The sequence below is a fragment of the Rhodococcus sp. ACPA1 genome (genome assembly GCF_002300195.1).
Taxonomy (GTDB): domain Bacteria; phylum Actinomycetota; class Actinomycetes; order Mycobacteriales; family Mycobacteriaceae; genus Rhodococcus_F; species Rhodococcus_F opacus.
In genome coordinates this window covers 153,128-172,841 of the sequence record NZ_NSDX01000006.1, presented here as the reverse complement: position 1 = coordinate 172,841, position 19,714 = coordinate 153,128, and the positions used below count along the sequence as shown (strand labels likewise).

At 65.1% G+C, this 19,714-nt stretch carries 15 protein-coding genes and 1 pseudogene; 12 read left to right on the top strand and 4 right to left on the bottom strand.

Annotated features, from left to right (window positions below):
- Nucleotides 1–86: 86 nt before the first annotated feature.
- Genes CJ177_RS30190 through CJ177_RS47495 form a run of 3 tightly spaced genes read right to left on the bottom strand, consistent with a single transcriptional unit; the run spans nt 87 to nt 3,458 of the window.
- Nucleotides 87–839 carry an SDR family NAD(P)-dependent oxidoreductase gene (locus tag CJ177_RS30190; RefSeq protein ID WP_179443305.1) on the bottom strand — a complete coding sequence of 251 codons (753 nt, stop codon included), beginning with the start codon at nt 837–839 and terminating at the stop codon, nt 87–89.
- Nucleotides 829–2,508 (bottom strand): NADH:flavin oxidoreductase, encoded by a 1,680-nt coding sequence (locus CJ177_RS30185; RefSeq protein ID WP_095869300.1) that lies wholly within the window; start codon nt 2,506–2,508, stop codon nt 829–831. The genes CJ177_RS30190 and CJ177_RS30185 overlap by 11 nt, the downstream gene beginning before the upstream one ends.
- Nucleotides 2,509–2,513: 5 nt before the next feature.
- A complete protein-coding gene (locus tag CJ177_RS47495) occupies nt 2,514–3,458 on the bottom strand; it encodes a dihydrodipicolinate synthase family protein (protein ID WP_218835136.1) in 945 nt (314 codons plus the stop codon).
- 738 nt (nt 3,459–4,196) lie between these two features.
- On the opposite strand from CJ177_RS47495, the gene CJ177_RS30175 reads away from it, so the two are divergent.
- From CJ177_RS30175 to CJ177_RS30125, 11 genes and pseudogenes are all read left to right on the top strand, one after another.
- Nucleotides 4,197–5,675, top strand: a complete 1,479-nt coding sequence (locus CJ177_RS30175; protein WP_095869298.1) for an aldehyde dehydrogenase family protein — start codon at nt 4,197–4,199, stop codon at nt 5,673–5,675.
- Nucleotides 5,676–5,832: 157 nt separating this feature from the next.
- Complete coding sequence (locus CJ177_RS30170) at nt 5,833–7,164, top strand: NAD(P)/FAD-dependent oxidoreductase (RefSeq protein ID WP_143548716.1); 1,332 nt, start codon at nt 5,833–5,835, stop codon at nt 7,162–7,164.
- Nucleotides 7,165–7,360: 196 nt separating this feature from the next.
- Nucleotides 7,361–8,896 carry an APC family permease gene (locus CJ177_RS30165; protein ID WP_095869296.1) on the top strand — a complete coding sequence of 512 codons (1,536 nt, stop codon included), beginning with the start codon at nt 7,361–7,363 and terminating at the stop codon, nt 8,894–8,896.
- A gap of 260 nt (nt 8,897–9,156) precedes the next feature.
- Complete coding sequence (locus tag CJ177_RS30160) at nt 9,157–10,065, top strand: LysR family transcriptional regulator (protein WP_095869295.1); 909 nt, start codon at nt 9,157–9,159, stop codon at nt 10,063–10,065.
- A gap of 552 nt (nt 10,066–10,617) precedes the next feature.
- Nucleotides 10,618–11,766 (top strand): CdaR family transcriptional regulator, encoded by a 1,149-nt coding sequence (locus CJ177_RS30155; protein WP_143548715.1) that lies wholly within the window; start codon nt 10,618–10,620, stop codon nt 11,764–11,766.
- Nucleotides 11,763–12,515, top strand: a complete 753-nt coding sequence (locus tag CJ177_RS30150) for a VOC family protein (RefSeq protein WP_061046033.1) — start codon at nt 11,763–11,765, stop codon at nt 12,513–12,515. The genes CJ177_RS30155 and CJ177_RS30150 overlap by 4 nt, the downstream gene beginning before the upstream one ends.
- Before the next feature lie 131 nt (nt 12,516–12,646).
- Nucleotides 12,647–13,849: an aromatic ring-hydroxylating dioxygenase subunit alpha gene (locus tag CJ177_RS30145; protein WP_061701457.1), complete on the top strand. Its 1,203-nt coding sequence runs from the start codon at nt 12,647–12,649 to the stop codon at nt 13,847–13,849.
- On the top strand, nt 13,839–14,783 hold the full coding sequence (locus CJ177_RS30140) for a PDR/VanB family oxidoreductase (protein WP_095869293.1): 945 nt from the start codon (nt 13,839–13,841) through the stop codon (nt 14,781–14,783). The genes CJ177_RS30145 and CJ177_RS30140 overlap by 11 nt, the downstream gene beginning before the upstream one ends.
- 287 nt (nt 14,784–15,070) lie before the next feature.
- Nucleotides 15,071–15,388 carry a DUF3263 domain-containing protein gene (locus CJ177_RS48450; protein ID WP_143548714.1) on the top strand — a complete coding sequence of 106 codons (318 nt, stop codon included), beginning with the start codon at nt 15,071–15,073 and terminating at the stop codon, nt 15,386–15,388.
- Nucleotides 15,389–16,054: 666 nt separating this feature from the next.
- Nucleotides 16,055–17,484 (top strand): annotated as a pseudogene (locus tag CJ177_RS30130) (aldehyde dehydrogenase family protein).
- A gap of 294 nt (nt 17,485–17,778) precedes the next feature.
- Entirely contained in the window at nt 17,779–18,276 is a 498-nt protein-coding gene (locus CJ177_RS30125) for a hypothetical protein (protein WP_095869292.1), read from the top strand.
- 33 nt (nt 18,277–18,309) lie between these two features.
- Here the strand turns inward: CJ177_RS30125 and CJ177_RS30120 are convergent, their stop codons facing one another.
- Nucleotides 18,310–19,230 carry a S1C family serine protease gene (locus CJ177_RS30120; protein WP_061701459.1) on the bottom strand — a complete coding sequence of 307 codons (921 nt, stop codon included), beginning with the start codon at nt 19,228–19,230 and terminating at the stop codon, nt 18,310–18,312.
- A gap of 146 nt (nt 19,231–19,376) precedes the next feature.
- Between CJ177_RS30120 and CJ177_RS30115 the strand changes: the two genes are divergently transcribed.
- Entirely contained in the window at nt 19,377–19,706 is a 330-nt protein-coding gene (locus CJ177_RS30115) for a hypothetical protein (RefSeq protein WP_061046040.1), read from the top strand.
- The last annotated feature ends 8 nt before the right edge of the window (nt 19,707–19,714 follow it).

The window sequence follows — 19,714 nt, the reverse complement described above, 5'->3', positions numbered from 1 at the left end:
CCGGCCGGCGGGGCGCATTGATTGCGAGGACGATTGAGGATGCCGTACGCCTTGTAGAATTCGAAGCGACTGCACACCTGGATAATTCAGATCGATTGCGCGCCGTCGACGACCACGGTCACGCCTCGTACGAATTCGGCAGCCGGTGAGGCCAGGAAGCCGACCGCCTGTGCGATGTCGTTTGGCGTCGCCAGCCTGCCTGCAGGGATGCCGGATCGATAGGACGTCAGGTCGCCGACGACCTGCCGGTCCTTCGGGACACCGAGTTCCTCCCACTGACGACGCTGCATCTCGGTGTCGCAGGATCCCGGAGCAACAGCGTTGACGCGGACTCCTTCAGCTGAGAGCTCGAGTGCGAGGCATTCGACCATCATTTTGGTGGCGGCCTTGGTAGCGCAGTAGGCGCCGAGGTCCAGGCGGGGCTTGTGCGCGCAGTTGGAGGTGATCGCGATCAGCGACCCACCCCCGTTCGCACGCATATGGGAGATGTGCGGGCGGAAGGTGTTGAGCACCCCCAAGGTGTTGATCTGAAAGTGGCTCACGAGGTTGTCGACCGGGTCGCTCGCCAAGCGACCGGATACGCACCTTCCGGCGTTGGCGACCACCGTGTCGGGAGGCCCTCCCAGCGCATCTGTCAGCGCCAGGGCTGCGCTCTCCATGGCAACGGAATCGCTCACGTCGCACTCGGCGAAAGCTACCCGGCCCTTCAGTCGGGCATTGGGCTCCTGCCGGTCGATTACGGCGACAGCAGCTCCATCTGACAGAAGTTTCTCGACGATGGCCTCGCCGATGCCTTGGCTGCCCCCGGTGACGATGCATCGCATCGGGTTACTGGTCATCACTGTGTTCCTTCCAAGCTTGGATGTATGCGTCGTGCACGGCGGCGGCCAGCTCACCCGGCTGTGCCGCATCGCCGATCTTGATGGTGCGAGCCCCTGGGATGCGGGTCGGCTCCTTCATCCGCGGATTGCGTAGGTCGTAAAGCAATATGTGGTGGAGCCGGTCGCTCTTCATCAGCCGCTTCGGCAGGGGTACGCGGGACAGGACTCGGATGAGGATGCGGACGAGGGGGCCGAGGTTGCCCACGTACGTGGCGCCCCTGGCGTCAGCGACGACGTCGACGTCGGTACGCCATTCGGGCGGCGGTTCCAGCTCTCCCGCCGGCGAGATGCAAACGCCGGCGTCGACGGCCTCCTTCCACAGTCCGTCGAAGTAGCGGTGCATCCGCTGTCGATCCGGCCGGTAGCCGTTGAAGGTGGGTGCTGCCGCCGCCTTCCAGGTGCGGTCCCGTGCGATGACGTACACCTCGTGTCCTGCTCGTGCCGATTCCACTGCGTAGGTCAGGCCGGCCGGCCCGGCACCGAACACGAGTCGACGCTGCGCAGCGGTTCCAGCGGCAGGCCGGTCGGTGGTCGTGACGGTGGGGTTCACCGCGCAGGCAAGCTGTTTACCGGATCGCATGGTCCGCACACAGTGATTGCACGCCAAGCACTCTCGCACCTGCTGCTGTTGCTGCGTCTTGCGCGCCCAGTGGGGATCGGCGATCTGGCCGCGCCCTACCGCGACGAAGTCCGCCCACCCCTGTGCGAGAGCGTCCTCGGCCACAGCCGGGGCGTTCACCCGCCCGACCGCGATGACGGGCAGGCGCGTGCGTGCCTTGACCACCCGGGCCGCGTCGAGGAATACGCCGTCCTCGTACGGCATCGGCGGAATCATGATCTCGGGGTCGACGGACTTGTAGTGCCCCCCGGTCACCGAGATCGCGGAGACTCCGGCGTCCTCCAGGTAGGGAAGGAACGCGAGCGAGTCGTCCAAGGTTTGCCCGGCGGAGTAGAAGTCCTGACCGCTGAGGCGATAGCTCAGGGGGATTCCGACAGCTTCAACGATGCGGCGCACCAATGACGCGAGGAAATCGTACCGGGCCGCGAAGTCCGGCAGCACCCGATTCTCGTCGGCGCTGATCAGCTGCGCCAGAAGGTACCCATGGGCACCGTGAAGCTCGATCACGTCGAACCCCGCCTCCTCGGCCCGTCTGGCCGCGTCGACGTGATCCACCACGAGCTGCTCCAGAGAGTCCTCGTCGAAGAGCTCGGGAAAGTTCACGAAGCGTGCCGTCTCGAACACCGGGATCGGCCCCGCTGTCGCGGCCAGGGGGCGCCCGCCGAGTTCCGTCGGGAGCGCCCGCGCTCCGCCGTGACCAAGTTGGATGCCCGCCCGAGCCCCCTGCTCGTGGATGGCTGCGACGAGGGAGCGCAACCCGGGTATGTACTCGTCCGAGTCGATGCCCAGCTCTCGCCCTCGGTGCCGACCACGACGCTGCGGCGAGGCCATCTCCACGATCACAAGACCGCAGCCACCCCTGGCCCGCTCCTGGTAGTAGCTCACGAGCTCCGGCGTGATCTCTCCGGAGGGGGTGGCCAGCCGAGTGGTCATGCTGGGCAACACGACCCGGTTACGAATCTCGACGCCGCCGATTGTGCTCGGACTGAAGAGGTGGACGTAGGACATACGCGTTACACGAGCCCGGCACTGATGCAGGCGGCCTCGAGAGTGGCGAGCTCAGCGTCGTCGACCTCCACCAATGGGCGCCGCACATACGTGGCGTCGCGCGGGATTCGACCCAGGATGCCCAGGGCCGCCTTCATTCGATTGTGCTGGTCGAAGAAGGGATCGGCGTAGCAGGCAACGGCGAGGGGGTAGATGCGATCCCAGGCCTTCCTCGCCCCATTCAGGTCCCCGTCCTGCATTGCGGCAAGGAGTTCACTCTGCAGGTCCGCGACGATACTGCCGTGACCGCTCAGCACGCCGTCGCTGCCCACCAGAAGGGATGCAAAGAGAGCGCGGCTGAAGCTGCTCAGGACCGAGACGTGGGGAGCATCGGCCTTGATCGCTCGCCACGTGTCCTCGTACTCGACGATGTCGTAGGACCACTCCTTGATGGCCGCCACGGTCGGGATGGTCTGGCAGATTTCCAGCGTGGTCTCGAGCGGCAGCGTGAGAGGGTTGCCGACCGGATACTTGAAGATGATCAGGGGCACGTCCACGGCCTCAGCGACCACTTCGTAGTGGGAGCGCTGGGATTCCGAGCGCCGCTGCGACCCTCCGGCAAAGACTCCCGAGGGGAACACCAAGAGCGCCTTCGCTCCGGACTCGACCGAACGTCGCGCCTCGGCAGCGGCCCGGGCGCTGCCGTCGTCGTAGACGCCGGCAACCACACCAATGGATTCCGGAACCACCGAGACGGCGTGCTCGATCATGCGCTGCCGTTCCTCGGTGGTCAGGGTCGCGACCTCCGAGGCGTGGGCGGTGGTGGTGATCCACTCGACTCCTGGTATTGCCGCAAGCCACCGGAGGTGAGTGGTGAGTGCATCCCAGTGAATCGCTCCGCCCCTCGACATTGGAGTGAGGTGGGCTGGAATGAGACCCCGAACTGATGAGACTGCGTCGCTCTGGACCATGATGTCCCCTTTCTGATGCGGTGAGAAGGACGGTAGGAACGAGTGCGCTCGACAGACAAGGGACAGTCCTGCAAGGCGATATGCATTCGTGCAGAGATCGCAGATCAGATAGGTTCCGGGCCAGTGCGTCCGGCCGGGCCGGCGCACGGTCCGAGGCAGAATGGTTGCCCGGATTTGTGGAGGAGGAACTGCGATCAGGCAGCCTCCGTCGTGTTCTCGGAGGTCGAGCGCGGCGAGTCCGCCTCGCTCGAAGCTGGCGTCGGCGCGAACTATCGCCTTGTGCCACTTCGCACGTAGGCGTCGTTCAACCGTGGCGCCAGCACACTCCCTTGCCCTCCACATTCCAGATGTGCCCGCGGGCCGCTCTTCTCCCCCGCATGCGCAGAATTCTCCAGCACTGAAAAGAGCACTCGTGATCCTGTGGAGCCGGCACCGACGACGTGACCCCATCCGGGGTCACGTTCGGAATACCGACGCCGGCCCAACGACCTCCTCACGCAGTAGGCCTCGACCTGGACGCGAGTGTGGCCGTGCACAGAATGTTCGCCTCGAACTGTGCGTGTGCATATGTTGGCGCGTCTGATTAGTGATTAAGTTCATTGTCACTTGATCCAACCGAGCGGATCACCTTCACCCATCGACAGTCAGCCGGTGCTGCCCACCCCGCATCGGACGAGGCAAAGTGCGACCGACGATGCCCCTGAATGACAGATACCTCCCGACAATGGAGACGACGACATGACGACTGCCCCACCGCCCGCACCCCTCGATTTGGACACCTCGATTGCCCACGTCGACCTCTCGAATCGGACCTTCAAGCAGCTGATCGATGGGCAACTAGTCGAAGGCGCATCGAGTCAGCCGGTCCTCGATCCGGCAACTCGTGAGCCCATCGCGACGGCGCCGGTCGCTGATGAGAAGCAGGCCGACGAGGCATACCGGTCGGCGGCCCGCGCCTTCGGAGAGTGGCAGAACACCACCGTGGAAGAGCGATCACAAATCCTGCACCAACTCGCGCAGCGCATCGAGGCCCGGCGGGCGGAGATCTCGCGGATCATCACCTTGGAAACCGGCAAGCCGACCGCCTCTGCCGACGGTGACGTCAACTCGGCCCTCATCTGGATGCGCCACATCGCCGACCTGCGCCTCGACCCCGAGGTGGTGCGTGACGACGAGAACTCGCGGATCGAGATCCACCGCAAACCCATCGGCGTGGTGCTCGGGATCATCCCGTGGAACTTCCCCTTCTTCCAGACCATCTACAAGGTGGCGCCGGCATTGCTCGCGGGCAACACGATCGTGATCAAACCGGCACCGACCACGCCACTCAACGCGATGCTGATCGGTGAGCTGCTCCAGGACCTGGTTCCGGCCGGAGTGGTCAACGTGGTGGGCGACGGCGGCGACCTGGGCCCCTACCTGACCGCCCACAAGGAGGTCGACAAGATCTCCTTCACCGGTTCGACCGCTGCGGGTCGCAAGGTGATGGCCAGCAGCGCCGAGACCCTCAAACGAGTCGTCTTGGAGTTGGGCGGAAACGACGGAGCGGTCGTGCTCGACGACGCGGACGTAGCGAAGGTCGCCAAAGGCATCTTCGAGTGGGCGTTCTGGAACTCCGGTCAGGTCTGCATCAACATCAAGCGGATCTTTGTGCACGCTTCGCAATACGACGAGTTCTGCGATGAGTTCGCTCGGTTGGCCATCGACGCCAAGGTCGGGCACGGGCTCGACCCGGACACCGAATACGGGCCGGTGCAGAACCTGAAGCAGTTGGAGGCTGCCAAGACAGCGCTCGCCCTCGCGGCGCGTGACGGCAAGATCATCGCCGGCGGGGACGTGTTCGACGCCCCCGGCTACTTCGTGCAGCTCACCGTAGTCCGCGACATCGACGAGGCCAGTCCGCTCGTCGCCGAGGAGACCTTCGCGCCGGTCCGCGCCATCTTGAAGTACGACGACCTCGACGAGGTGATCGAGCGAGTCAACGGAACCGAATACGGCCTGGGTAACTCGGTGTGGGGCACCGACGTGGAGCGGGCTACCACTGTCGCGCAGCGCCTCGAGAGCGGAACCGTCTGGGTGAACACGCATTGCGCCGTCCTGCCCGACGTTCCCTTCGGCGGACGCAAACAATCGGGCCTCGGCGTCGAGTTCGGCATGGAAGGACTCCTGGAGTTCACCGACACCAGCGTCATTCACATCGTCAAGAAAAGCGACTGAAGCGTTCATGGAGTGAGGGAGTGCCTATTTGAGGCCGCGTGTCCGTGTAGATAGCTGGAGGACAGTAACCCCGCAAGTCCTGGGACGTTACTTCGTTCCGAAGGGGACCAAGTCGGTTTGTCACCGACGAAATTCGTTGTGATTAGTGGATGAGGACATGGGAAACAATCAGTCGTGTGATGTTGTGATCATTGGAGCCGGCTTCGCCGGCATCACCGCCTCTCGGGAACTCAGTCGCCGGGGGTACGACGTGGTGGTACTGGAAGGCAGAGATCGCATTGGCGGCAGAACCTGGTACAAGGACGACGCTCTGCCGGGACACTCACTGGAGTTGGGAGGCACGTGGGTCCATTGGTTCCAGCCACACGCGTTCGCGGAAATCTCGCGCTACAACCTCGAGCTTGTCGAAACCATCGGAGTGTCCGCGCCCGAGATCGCGGCCACGGTGACCGGAGGCCAGCGGAAGAGCGTTCCCTATGAGGAGGCCTCGTCGGCTATCGAGTCCCTCATGGAGATGGTCGTTCAGGACGCCCGGGAAGTTCTCGAGCGACCTTTCGAGCCCTTCTACCAAAAGGATGCGTTAGAGGTGGTCGACAAGTTGTCGATCCAAGATCGGATCGACGGACTCGACCTGACTCCAGAAGAGAAAGACCTGGCCAATGGCTTGTGGACAGCCATGGGCTCGGCTCCCTGCGGAGACGTTGGTCTGGTTGCCGCGCTGCGTTGGTATGCGCTCAGCGGCTTCGATATCAACGCAGTATTCGATACGGTCGGGCGCTACAAACTCAAGAACGGAACGCGCTCTCTGATCCAGGCCATCGCGGACGACTCCACAGCCGACATTCGGCTGAGCACTCCGGTTGCCGCGGTGGAACAATCGGATGAAGGAGTGGTCGTGACCACTCGACAAGGGGATACCTTGCGGGCTGAGTACGTGGTCGTCGCGGCACCATTGAATACCTTCGGCGCCATTGATTTCAGCCCTGCACTATCCGCCGCGAAACAAGCGGGGATCTCCGAGGGCCAGCCCGGCCGTGGTTCGAAAGCGTGGGTGCACGTTCGAGGCGACTTGCCCAAGCCGTTCTTCGCTGTTGCCCCGGAGAACCACTTGATCAACTATGTCGTTACAGACAAGGTCCTCGATGACGGTCAGTTGCTCATCGCATTCGGCCCCGAGGGGGCTGATTTGAACGCTAGTGACGTCGACCAAGTCAGTGCGGAACTCCACAAGCTATTTGGGGATCTGGAAGTCGTCGCCACCACTGGACACGACTGGGCGAGTGACGAGTTTTCGCGCGGCACGTGGTGCATGTTCAGACCGGGCCAGACAACGAGGTTGCTCGCGGAGCTGCAAAAGCCCGAAGGCAGGGTCTTCTTCGCTGGTTCCGATCTCGCCAACGGATGGAACGGGTTTATCGATGGCGCAATCGAATCCGGAATCCGGGCTGATCGAGAGATTCACGCGCGGATCTCTGAGAATCCTAGCTGAGCCCTGTCGCAGGTTGCACCCTTTGCGCGACTCGGATGCGCGCGAAGGCGGGGTGAAGGCCTAGCCATGCAGGGCCGGGACGCCAGCAGCGGCGGCCTGGCGTCCCGGCTCTGCTGCCCACACAGATCACCAGATCGTGCCGATCCGGGATCGCGTCGACCTAACAACCGGGGGACAATAAAACGAAGGACGAGACATGACCGAAAACAGCATCGACCATCGAAGACTCGCCAAGAAGCTCACCTGGCGCGATGGCATGGCCATGGCGCTGACCCTGCCAGTTGGGTTGTTCGTGACATTCGGGTACCTTCTCGGCGTAGTCGGCGCGTGGACCGCAATTACGGTCTGGTTCATCGGAGCCGTGATCAGCTTCCTGCAATGCAAAGTCTTTGCCGAGATGGCGGCAATGTTCCCCCGCGACTCCGGGGGCGTCGCACGCTACGCAATCGAGGGCTGGAAGAAATACTTCGCCCCGCTTGGAGCCATCGCCGCGTTCGGCTACTGGCTCGGTTGGTCACTGTCCATCTCGATGGCCTCGGTCGTCTTCGGAGAATTGATCGAGGCGACCTGGTTCCAGGACAACACTCTCGCCTTCGGCATCTTCGGCAACCAGCTGGGCCTCGAACACCTCTTCGCTCTCGGTGCCATGCTGTTCGCCTGGGCCTTCAACTACTTCGGCTTGAAGTTCGGTGCCACGGTCAACAAGGTGCTCGGATTGCTGGTTGTCGCAGGTCTAGCCGTCATAACGGTGGCGTGCCTGGTCAGCCCGTCGATCCATTGGTCGACGGCCAACTTGTCCTGGTCGGTCGCCGGCGACTGGCGAACAGTTGCTGTCGTGTTCTACGTGACCGCGTGGACGATCTACGCGGGCGAGATCGTTGCTTCGTTCGCACCCGAGTACAAAGACACGGCCCGCGACACTTCCAAGGCCATGTCGCGAATTTCGTTGTTCATGATCGTATTGTTCGTCGTCGTCCCGACCGCCCTCGCGGGTGGTCTTGGAGAGGGCGTGGTCCGGGACAACCCGGTGAACTATGTCGCTGTGGCATTCGACCAGGCGTTCGGTGGCGCGGCCTGGATCGGAACGATCGTGATTGCGTCGGCCCTGCTGATCTCTATCATCTCCACGACCGCCGACGGGGGCCGCGCCCTCTTCGGGCTCGCGCAGGAAGGCATGACCATCAAACAACTCGACTGGGTCAACCGCTGGGGTGTACCTGGCCGGTCCCTGACCTTGGACGTGCTCCTCAACGCGACCGTCATGGTCCTGGTGGGCCACCCTGTGAGTATCTTGCTGGCAAGCAACCTCGGCTACCTGCTGTCGATCATCCTGGGACTGTCGGCATTCCTGTTGCTGCGCAAGGACCGCCCGAACTGGCCGCGGCCAATCCGGAGGAGCAATGGCTGGATTCCCTTCGTGGCAGTCCTGGTGGTGTTCAACGTGTTCATCACTGCGATCGGCGTCCTGAATCCCGAACTGCTGGGTTATGGGGGCGCCCGGGAGTCTCTGGTCGCGGTGGCCGTTCTGCTGTTCTCAGTCGTGCTCTATGCCTATCGACGCGTGGTCCAGGACAAACTTCCCATGCTCTGGCGACTTCCTGCGCCTGCCATGCCTCACGGTGCCGACGCTGTCGCCCTCGAGCACGAGATGCGGCAGATGCATTCCTCGCCCACCCACCTGGCGAACCGTGACCCGATGACGCCAACCGAACTCGAGAAGGACCCTCTGTGAGGACCATGCGAGCTCGATGACCGGCAGGTTCACCGCCGACACCGCGCTGGTCACCATGCCGCCTCGGGATCGGACGCGAGTGTGCCAACGGCTCGTAGATGACGATCTCCTCGCCATCGGGGTAGGGGCCCCGACCGCGGCGAGGAACGGACGGCGACACGCCTCGGGTGGCCGGTACCAGTCGGGCTTCTGGGGCCGGCCACGGTCCCGCGGCGCGACAGTCGGGAACGCATCGAAATGAGATCAGCAGGAGGGATCGGATGAGAGTGGATGCGGAAGATGTGAAGTACTTCCACGTCGTGGCCGAAGCCAAGACTCTGGTCCGCGCCAGCCAGGAGCTGGGGGTTGACTACACAACCGTCAGCCGCCGGATAAGCCGGCTGGAGAAAGCGCTCGGCACTCGACTCTTCAGCCGAAGTGGGACTGGGTGGAAGCTGACACCGACGGGCGAAGGTCTCCTGCCGGCAGCGCGCATGGTCTCCCTCGGTGTCGATGTGTTCGCGGACGGCGACCCGATCGTGTCCGGCCCGGAGGAATGGACCATTCTTGCCCCGGACGGGTTCGCGGCGACAGTTCTGGCACCGCGCTGCGGTCGCCTGGTCGCCGAGAGCGGGGTCATCCTGCGAATCGTGACGGCGGACTCCCTCGCGAGCCGTGACGGCGTGTCCTACGACGCGGCAGTGGTCCGTACCAAGCCCACGTCCCCCCGGGTCAGGATTCAAGAACTCGTTACCTATGAGATCGGGCTCTACGCTACCGAGGACTATCTGCGCGAACACGCCGAGATCAAACGGGTTGAGGACCTGCAACAGCACGTCCTGTGCTGGTACGCAGAGGACCCCATTGCAGCCGTGCCCGACTTTGTGACTCTCAGACCGATGCTGCCCAACATCATCCGACTACAGTCCAACAATCTCCTTGTACACGAGGAAGCCGCACTGGCCGGGGTGGGAATTGCCGTCATGCCCTCCTACATTGCACGTCGGCGCCCCTCCCTGGTCCGGGTCCTCCCCGAGGAGGTCACGTACTCAGGGCACTACTGGACGGTTCTGCCGGCCGCACAGCTGCGCTGGGAAATCACCCGGAAGGTCCTGCGGTTTCTGCGCGAAGCCGTCCTCGACGCCGGTCTCGCCCCGCCCCTCGGAAGGGGAGCCACGTTGAGCGAGTGAAAGGTAGCCGTCGTGCTCGGCGGAGGCAGGGCTCGCCCCTTCTATTGGCGCACAACACCTCCGGCGTCGCCGGCTGGAGTATCGCCCTGATGCTTGCCCTGCGCCCCCCTTGTCGGCCTGCAGCCCACCCCGCTTTCGTGAATGGCGTGACACCGACGGCCTCCCCCAGCTCACGGGATGCGTGTGGCGTTGTTCGCCACCTGCGTGACGACAGCATGTGGCCCGAGACGCCGACGGTGGTTCGTCGCAGCGCTCGAACACCCTGTGCCACCGTGGGTTCCGACGGAGCGGGCCTGCTACGGACAGTTCGCCGACGTATTTGCACAGCACCGGCACCGTCCGGGTCGCGCGGGCCGCGTGAGCACACACGACCACGAGACCAGCCTGACCTGGACCGATACCCAGCAGCGATGATCGCGTCGACGTCGAGGAGCCCGCACTTTCCCGCATTCCCGGCCCGCAGGTCGGGGAGGACATCGCCTACCGGCTCCGCGGCACCATCGACTGGCGTCTCCCACATCGCCCGGCCGCACCGTGCGTAGGATGCACGCTATGACGTCGGCCGACCCTGATCTCGCCGACCACCGGGTCCTGGCCGACGCGCTGACCGCTGATCGGCCGCTATACGCGCTGGTAACCGCGCTTCACGGGCTCTCGGCCGCGCCGGTGGCCGTGATCGACCTGCGCGGTGGGGTGTTGGTCAGCGTGCCGGCGCGGGCCGAGTGGTCGGCCGAAGAACTGGTCGCGGCCTCGCCCCCGTCCGGGGACCTCGTGGCCGGTTGCATGCTCCGGCCGGTGGAGTTGGAGGGCGAGCCGGTCGCGGTGCTGTGCGCGCGGGGACAGGACATCCCACCGGCGCTGCTCGCCTTCGCCGCGACGCTGGCCGGCATCGAGCTGTCCCGCCGACACGCCGTCTTGAGCGGGCGACGGGAGCTGCTCGGCCAGGTACTCGAGGACGTCATCGCCGGGCAGTCCAGTGAGCAGGAGGCCGCGCGGCGGCTCGGCGAGCACGGCTTGGACGCCGGCAAGGCGCACGAGGTAGTCGTCGGGTCCGTGGCTTGTCCACCTCGGCGGCTCCGTTCCTACCCGTGGAACTTGCACACCCTGCTCAGCCAGCACCAGGACCCGCACCTGCGGGCCATCGTGCACGACCGCGTCGTCCTGGTCGTCCCGGAGGGAGCCGGACTGTTCGTGGCCAAACTGTGCCACGAGCACCTCACCAGCCTGGGGCCGGACGCTCGCGTGGGCGTGAGCAAGGCGCGCGTCGGGGTGCGCGGTCTTCGGCTGGGCTATTTCGAGGCGCGCAACGCCTTGGCCGAGGGCCACGGTGTGCACGTGCACCGGATCCAGGACCTGGCCACAGCCCTGCTGATCGCCAGCATCGAGGCCGGGATGCCGCTACGCGATCTCGCGGCCGAGGCACTGGCCCCACTCCTCGAGTACGACCGGAAGAACGGCACCTCACTCGTGACCACGCTCCGCTGTTACCTGGCCGAGGACTGCGCACCGGCAGCCACGGCGACCGCACTGTTTGTGCACCGCAACACCTTACGCAATCGGCTGCGACTGATCGAGGAGCTCACCGGGCGCGATATCGACTCGCCGAGCAGCCGCACACACTTCTGGCTCGCCACGACCGGCTGGGAAATGGGCTCCGCCACCGATCTGTCGTCGCTGCTCGACGGGCGAGGTCCACAGTGACCGCCCGCGCCCGGGTCGCCCTCGACACCGTCCTCTTCGTGGGCGGCGACGCACCGGCCAGTCGCGCGTTCTACACCCTGGCCATGAACCATGAAACGGCCGGAGAGGACTCCGGACATCGCATCTCGTTCGTGCCGGCGGGTGACGTTCCCACCCCACCGTCCGGGTGTTGGGTGCCCTGCTTCGACACCGACGACATGACCGCCACCGGCCGCCGAGCGCTCGACCTCGGCGCCCGGCCGGCCGGCACGGTGCCCGTCGACGGCCGACCCCAGCCCGTGTACTCCGCGCCCGACGGGGCACTGTTCGGACTGACCGACACCGCCCCCCGATCACCCAGTCAGCGACTGGGGGACGTGGCCTTCGTCGATTTGTACACGCCACTGGCTCGAGAAGCAGCAACCTACTACGCCCACGCGCTGTCCTGTCAGGTGATCGACGAGCCAGCACCTGGCCCGGGCAACTACCGCCTGCTGGTGTCCGCGGACCGACCACTGGCCGGCGTGGTCGACATGTTGGACGTCCTGCCCTCTGCCGTTCCGCCACACTGGATCCCCTTCCTACGAGTCCTCGACCTGGAAGCGGAGGTCGCCCGCCTGAGCGACCTCGGCGCTCGTGTCCGGGTCCCAGCCACCGAATCAGCGATGGGCCCCTTCGCCGTGCTCGCCGATCCATTCGGGGTCACCTTCGGAATCCAGACGCCGGCCTCCGACGACCTCCTCACGCAGTACGCCTCAATCTGGACGTAAATGCGAGCGCGAGTGTGGGCGTGCACAGTTCCCACTCCTTGAACTGTGCATGGGCATATGTTGACGGGCTGAATTAGTGATTAAGTTCATTGTCACTTGATCCAGCACTCCCCCACGATGGAGACGACGACATGACCACCGCCCTTCCGCCCGCACCCCTCACCCCAGCTGCGCTGGACTCCGTGCTCCAGGAACAACTCTCCGATGCACGAACCCTTCCAGCGGATGCCTACCTGTCCCCCGATGTCCTCGATTGGGAGCGTAAGCACCTACTGGAGGCCGCCTGGGTCTGCGTGGGGCGCAGCAGTGACGTCGGCAGGTCCGGTGACCAGCGCGCCGTCCGGGTCGGGACTCAGGGCATCCTGCTGACCCGCGATGCCGCCGGCACTCTCCACGCCTTCTACAACGCGTGCCGGCACCGAGGGCACGAGCTGTTGGCGGTGGACTCGTGCACCAACAAGAGGGTGGTGCACTGCCCCTACCACGCGTGGGTCTACGAACTCGACGGCGAGCTCCGCTCCGCGACGCAGTTCACCGGCACGGAGAACTTCTCCAAAGAGGAATGGCCGCTTGTCGGATTGCGCGCAGTCGAGTGGTTCGGATGGATCTTCGTCAACGCCTCCGACGACGCCCCCGACTTCAGCGAGTGGGTCGGCAATCTGACCGATGTCGTCGCCCCCTGGGATCCCACCGACATGGTCGTCGGAGAGTCTCACAGCTACACCCTCCAGACCAATTGGAAATTGGTGATCGAGAACTACCTCGAGTGCTACCACTGCCCCTCGATCCACCCGGAGCTCTGCCGGGTCAGCCCTCCGGAGACGGCAATGGGCCTGCGACACACCGGCATGTGGCTGGGCGGGCCGTTGGAGTTGCGCGAGAATGCGGAAACCATGAGCCTCGACGGCCGCAGCGGAGGCGAGCGCATCGCCGGGATCAGCGACGAACAGGCCCGTCGGACGATCTACTTCATGCTCGCACCCAATCTGCTGCTCACCCTGCAGCCGGACTACGTGATGACCCACCGCCTGGTGCCGCTCTCTCCCGGCGAGACTTTCGTGGAGTGCTCCTGGCTGTTCCCCCGCCACGTGGCCGAGCGTCCGGGTTTCGACCCGTCCTACGCCGCCGGGTTCTGGGACATCACCAACCGCCAGGACTTCGCGGCCTGCGAGTCCGTGTACCAGGGCCTGCTGAGCAACGGGTACCGGCCCGGTCCCTTCGACGCGCGCGAGGACGGCGTCCGCGCCTTTCAAGCCCAGCTCGCCTCCGCCTACCTCACCGGCCGCTGGGACATCGCGCAAGCCATCACCTTCGGCGGTCTCGATGACCAGTGACGCCGAGTTTTCACTCGAGGTCACCGCCGTCGTCGCTCTGACAGAGGGTGTGCGGCAGGTGCGCTTGGAGCGTCGCAACCGCACCCCGCTGCCTGGTTGGGAGCCCGGAGCACACATCGACTTGCTGCTGCCGAACGGGTTGGTGCGCCAGTACTCGCTCTGCGGTGACCCCCGGGACGATGCGGCCTACGAGATCGCGGTGCTGCGCGCGCCGCAGAGCCGCGGTGGCTCCGAGCACGTGCACACCCGCTTGCGTGTCGGCGACATGGTCCCTGTGCGGGAGCCACGGAACAACTTCACCTTTGCTGCCCGGCACCGGGCTCTGTTCATCGCCGGCGGAATCGGAATCACGCCGATCCGCGCCATGATCAGACAAGCCGAGCAGGACGGGAGCGAGTGGACGCTCCTCTACGGCGGGCGGACCCGCGACTCGATGGCCTTCGCCACCGAGCTGCAGCGCTACGGGGACCGGGTGCAGCTGGTCCCGGAGGATGAGCTCGGCCTTCTGGACCTGCCCGCGCTGCTGGGCACACCTCGGCCGGACACCGAGGTCTACTGCTGCGGCCCCACCGGTCTACTCGACGCCGTGCAGCGGTTGTGCAAACCGTGGCCCGCGGGGGCATTGCACCTGGAGAGGTTCTCCGGCGCAATCACCGACGGGCCGACCGACGCGTTCACCGTCGTCGCCGAACGCAGTGGCGTGGTCTGCTCCGTGGCGCCGGGCCAGTCGATCGTTGACGCGCTAGCCGACGTCGGCGTCGTCGTCCCCACCTCCTGCGGAGAGGGCCTGTGCGGCACCTGCGAGACGAAAGTGCTCGACGGGGTACCCGACCACCGCGACCTGCTCCTCGGCGACGACGAGCGGGAGGCAGGCACGTCGATGCTGATCTGCGTCTCCCGAGCCATCGGCCCACGACTGGTCCTCGACCTGTAGCGCCGGCACGGAGCGCCTCCTCGTGCCCACATTGACGCCGTCCTGGTTGCCCACCGCGGTCTGCCGCTGACGGCCCTGGGCGTTCGCCATTGACCCGGGGAGCAGCGCCTCAGGGGCGCCCAGCCAGTGGCCCTCGGCATCCCGGAGGTCGGCCGCACGACCGGGCCGGTGGGGTGCATGCGCTGGAAGAGCAACTATTCGAGGTGCGATGACCGGAGTGGCCGCGCGAGACGTCGCGCGGCCATTCCTGCCACCTCTACATCTGGACTGGAAAGAACGGAGTCGACGTGACTGAAGACGAACTCGTCATGCTCGACTTCGCGGTCAAGTGGGCACCTTTCGGAGGCGGAGACGAACATATCCTGCCCGAGTTCGGTGTCTTCCCCACGGAGTTCTACCAGCGACTGCAACGTCTCCTCCGCCACCCCGGGGTGAACGAGTGCGTCCGACGCCGCCTCGACGAGTTGTGCGCCCTCAAACTCGAGCCGATGTTGCACTCGGAACGACTCGGACTCGCTCATCGTATTCCCCATGAGTCCGCCAACAGGTGCAGCTCCGCGACGAGGCAGCCACTCGACGCCCCCGACAGGACACACCGGCCTTGACCGAACCGGCCTGTAGATCCGTCAGGAAACACGTCGAGCACGTCATGTCGGTAGCTGAGGTGCGCAAGGGCGGAGTCGAAGGTCCGGTTGCCTTCTCCGCGAACCGGTTCGGGTCGCCGACGCTTTGACCGCGCGGACCACCGACGCCTATCGGGTCAGGGCTGCATCGGGGAGTGTCAGGGACCGAGGCAGGACGAGTGCAGCCGGCCGTAGACAACCGTTGAATTGCGGACCGCGGCAGTGGCCGACTCTTTACGGCGAGATCACCGTGACCTGTAGATAGCTCAAAGTCCGGGGAGTCTTGCGGTCGGGGTGGGCGTATCTGTGGTGCAGTCGTCGTCGCCGTCGTGGCGTCCGGTTCATGGGCGGCCCGGGACTGCGGGAGCCGATGAGCGCATGGCGCTGACCGGCGGAATCCGGCTTCATTCCATAATCGCGACCCGAAATCGCGGTTGTCCTCCGATTGGGGACAACGCATTCATCCCCCAGTGGGGCCCGGCTGGCGGACAGACGTCTGAGCTGTGACGAGTCATTGTTATTCAGACGCCGGAAACACTCCGACGCAACCCGGGATGACAGGACTGCGCAACAGGGACGCCATCGCGGCTCACCCCGAAGGGTCACCAACCTTCTCACCTTCTGCAGCAACAAACCAAAAGGACCACCATGGAGAACACCCAGCAGTTTTACATCGACGGTGAGTGGGTCGACCCCATCGGCACCGACACGCTCGACGTCGTCAACCCTGCGACAGAAGAGACCGTCGCCACCATCGCACTAGGCGACGAGAAAGACGTCGACCGCGCCGTCACGGCCGCCCGCAAAGCCTTCGACGGTTATGGGTCGACGACACGTGCCGACCGGATTGCATTACTGGATCAGATAATCGAGGTCTACGGACGACGGCTGGGCGACCTTGCGTCGACGATCACCCAGGAGATGGGCGCACCCACTTCACTCGCCACCACCGCTCAGGCACCGTCGGGCCTGGTGCATCTCACAGCGGCCGTCGATGCGCTCCGCGCGTTCGAATTCGAGGAGAGGATCGGAACGACGACGGTGGTGCACGAGCGGTCGGTGTGTGTGCGTTCATCACACCCTGGAACTGGCCCGTTAATCAGATCGCCGCGAAGGTTGCGCCGGCGTTGGCCGCAGGCTGCACGATGGTGTTGAAGCCGTCCGAGATCGCGCCACTCAATGCGATCATCTTCGCGGAGATCCTTCACGAAGCAGGAGTCCCGACGGGAGTTTTCAACCTCGTTCAGGGTGACGGACCTACCGTCGGAGCCGCACTGTCGACGCACCCCGACATCGACATGGTCTCGTTCACCGGATCGACGCGTGCCGGCGCCGAGGTCGCTCGGAACGCTGCGACAACGGTCAAACGTGTCACACAGGAGCTCGGCGGCAAGTCGGCGAACATTGTGCTGGACGACGCGGACTTCGAGGAGGTCATCACCCGAGACGTTCTAGGCGTGGTGGTCAATTCGGGCCAGTCCTGCAATGCCGCCTCTCGCATTCTGGTTCCGTGGGACCGTATGGACGAAGCGATCGCGATCGCGAAGACCGCCGCCGCGTCGATCGTGGTCGGACAACCCGAGTGCGAGAGAACGACCGTGGGGCCGCTGGTGTCACAGGCGCAGTTCGACAAGGTGCAGCGCCTGATCCAGGCCGGCATCGACGAGGGCGGCACACTCGTCGCCGGTGGTGTCGGTCGCCCGGCGGGACTGAGCACCGGCTACTTCGTCCGCCCCACCGTCTTCGCGGACGTGACGAACGATATGACCATCGCGCGAGAGGAGATCTTCGGCCCCGTCATGATGCTGATCGGCTACGAGGACGAGGCTGATGCAATCCGCATCGCGAACGACACCGCGTATGGGCTGTCCGGGATGGTCTCGTCGAGCGATCCGGAGCGCGCACGGAATGCCGCTCGGAAGTTGCGGACGGGAATGGTTCATCTCAATGGTGCTCCGCTGGCCTTCGATGCGCCGTTCGGAGGCTACAAACAGTCAGGCAACGGCCGGGAATTCGGCAAGTTCGGCCTGGTGGAGTACCTCGAGGCCAAGGCGATCTTCGGCGACAACGAAGACTGATCAGCCCGTGGGCGGTTCGCCGTGTAGAACGATGCACGGCGTTCATGTCCTACCCCGACGCCTGCTGGCCTTGCAGGTGGCGGCGGCGGTGTCGGGCCGGCCAGTTGTTGTACTACCGGGTTCGGCCGTGAGCAGCGGGACGAACCCGGCCGGGGCCACTGCAGAGCCGGCACCGCACTCGTGCGAACCGATCCGGAGATCGACCGTGAGAGTGCCCGACATGGGTTTCTCAGCGGTGGCGGGATTTGAGTGCAGGTCTTCGGCACGAAGGCTGGAACAGACAGGAGACCGATCGTGAATGCGATCATGTGGATGGGCGTGGCAGGAATAGTCGGCACGGCACTCTCACCGTGGATCACCGAACACATGCGCAGCAAGAATGCACGCCGGGACCAGCTCGTGAAACTACGGCTCGCGATCTACGCCGACGTGCTGCAAGCGACGGCCCGCATCGCGGCAACCGCAACAACATCGGCTGCATCGCACCCGCATGACGCGGACGAGATCGGCAGCGACGATTTCGATTCCCTGCTCAGCCAGGCGCGGGTCGTGGCCAGCGATGACGTTTACCGACGACTCAACGAGCTGTCGCAGCTCACTGGGACGTTCAACCAGCACCTCGTGAAGACCGAGCCTCGCCCGGTCTTCCCCCATCGGCAACACCTGCACGATGGCGCAGTGAACGATCCGTTGCGCCTCCAGCATCGAAGAACACTGACCGATATCGCGGGCGGTATCGCGGTGGCTCACGGGAAAGTCCAGGACGCGATCCGCCACGAGATGAATCGGTGACCGTCGATCGGATCCCACGTCGCCGTGTGGTCGTCAGGCCGCGAGCTCACGAGGACGAGCGAACACGTCCACCAGCGCACCGTTGCGCCACACCGTGATCTCGATTTGCCGGTCGATCGCGTCCTCGACCATCAACCGCTGGACGGCAGTCGTCGTCACGATCGGCTTGCCGTCGAGTTCGACCATAATGTCCCCGCGCCGCAACCCCGCCTCGGCGGCCGGGCTGCCCGGGGAGACACCGGCCACCTGCAGACCAGTCTTCGACCCGATCCGCCCCTGCAGCTTCTGAGGCAGCGGAACCTGCATGCCCGCGATCCCCAACCAGGCCCGACGCACCCGTCCCGCCGATACCAGCGCGGCGATGATCTGCCTCGTCGTCGAGTTGATCGGCACCGCCAGACCGACACCCATCCCGGCGACAGCGGTATTCACCCCAACCAGCCGGCTCGCACTGTCGGCCAACGCGCCACCGCTGTTCCCCGGATTCAGCGCCGCATCGGTCTGGATCACCTCATCGATCACCCGCCCCGACTCCACCGGCAACGAGCGGCCCAACCCGGACACGATGCCCGCCGTCACACTGCCCGCCAGACCCAGCGGGTTGCCCAACGCGACGACCAACTGCCCCACCCGCAGCGACGCGGCGTCACCCAACTCCACCGGAGCCGGAACATCGTCCCGAGCCCGCAGCACAGCCAGATCGGACAACGGATCGCGTCCCACCACATCGGTGCGCACAACGGTCCCGTCGGTGAACGCCGCCTCGGCCGCGCTCGCTCCGGCAACCACGTGCGCACTCGTCAGCAACAGCCGGTCATCGGTTATCACACTCGCACTGCCCGAACCGCTCCCCCGTGAGGTCCGCACAACCAGGCTGGCCACACTCGGCAACACCGCATCGGCGACCGAGATCACCGTCCTCGAGTACCCGTCCAATTCATCCAGTTCGCCCATACCCACTACAGCGCCGGGCACACCACCACCTATGCCCCTGTTCGCTCCCAGCTGACCACCCGGCGAAAGCACGGCGCGAAACTCTCCGCACGCTTCCTCCACGAGCGCTAACATCGCCGATCGTGACAACACTCCGCGACGTGCCCATGACGCTTTTGCGTATCAATTACCAATTGCTGCGTATCCCTTTGCAATTCGTGGAGCACATCGCGATCACCCAACTCGACGAACAAGCACCAGCGCGCCTCGCCTACGAAAAGTTGCTGATTCAATGCGATCGAGCAGCCGGCTACCTTCTCAACGACGAGAACGCCAACGGCCGCGCAGCAGAGCTGCACCGACATACGACTGCCGTCCGGGTCGGAATCGCCCGTCGACACCGGCGGGTAGATGCCGAAGGTGCGACCCTCCTGGATCTTCAGCGTGCGCGGTTCCACCGGCGCCGCCGACCCCACAGCGACACCGACCCGGCGTGACCGTGCGG